Consider the following 1,024-nt stretch of genomic DNA (forward strand, 5'->3'; position numbering starts at 1 on the left):
TGCGTGCTTCGGCCGCGGTGGGGTTGGGGCGTGCCGCGTCCTGGCTGTCCCGGGCGGCCGGGCGCGGGGACGGGGCCATCATCGGGGGCCGGGTCGCGCTGGCGGTGGACCCGGGCGTGCTGCGCCAGCTGGCCACCGGCCGGCGGGTGGCCCTGGTCACCGGCACCAACGGCAAGACCACCACCACCCACATGATCACCGCCGCGCTCCGCGCCCGCCACGGCAAGGTCGCCACCAACCACACCGGCGCCAACATGCCCGACGGACACACCGCCGCCCTCGCCGGCGACCTGGACGCCGCCCACGCCGTGCTCGAAGTCGACGAACTGCACCTGCACGCCGTGGCCGACCAGGTCACCCCCGAAGTGATCACCCTGCTCAACCTCTCCCGCGACCAACTCGACCGCGCCGAGGAAATCCGCAAGGTCGCCACCCGACTGGCCGCCGCCGTCACCGCCCACCCCCAGGCCACCGTGATCGCCAACGCCGACGACCCCAACATCGTGCTCGCCGGCACCGCCGCCACCCGCGTGGTCTGGGTGGCCGCCGGCGTGGCCTGGCGCGCCGACGCCACCGTCTGCCCCCGCTGCGCCCGCCTGCTCACCCTCGACGGCCAACAGTGGTGGTGCGACTGCGGCCTGACCCGCCCCACCCCCGCCTGGCAGGTCGACGCCGACGCCATCACCACCCCCGAGGGCACCCGCCTCCCCCTGACCCTGCAACTGCCCGGCACGGCCAACCGCGGCAACGCCGCCATCGCCGTGGCCACCGCCGCCGCCCTGGACTGCCCCCCGACCACCGCCCTGCCCGCCGTCCAGGCCCTCGCCGACATCCGCGGCCGCTACCGCACCGTCACCCTCGCCGGCCGCGCCGCCCGGCTGCTGCTGGCCAAAAACCCCGCCGGCTGGCAGGAAATGCTCTCCGTCATCGCCGACCACCAACGACCCCTGGTCATCGCGGTCAACGCCCGCGAGGCCGACGGGTTCGACACCTCCTGGCTGTGGGACGTGCGCTTCGAACTCCT

General features: G+C 75.2%; 1 protein-coding gene. It reads left to right on the forward strand.

Features of this window, described 5'->3' with window-relative positions; translation table 11 throughout:
* On the forward strand, positions 1-1,024 hold a 1,024-nt coding region (locus FFT21_RS28680), incomplete at both ends, for a MurT ligase domain-containing protein (protein WP_225978863.1).

The sequence above is a fragment of the Gandjariella thermophila genome (assembly GCF_005405885.1).
Taxonomy (GTDB): domain Bacteria; phylum Actinomycetota; class Actinomycetes; order Mycobacteriales; family Pseudonocardiaceae; genus Gandjariella; species Gandjariella thermophila.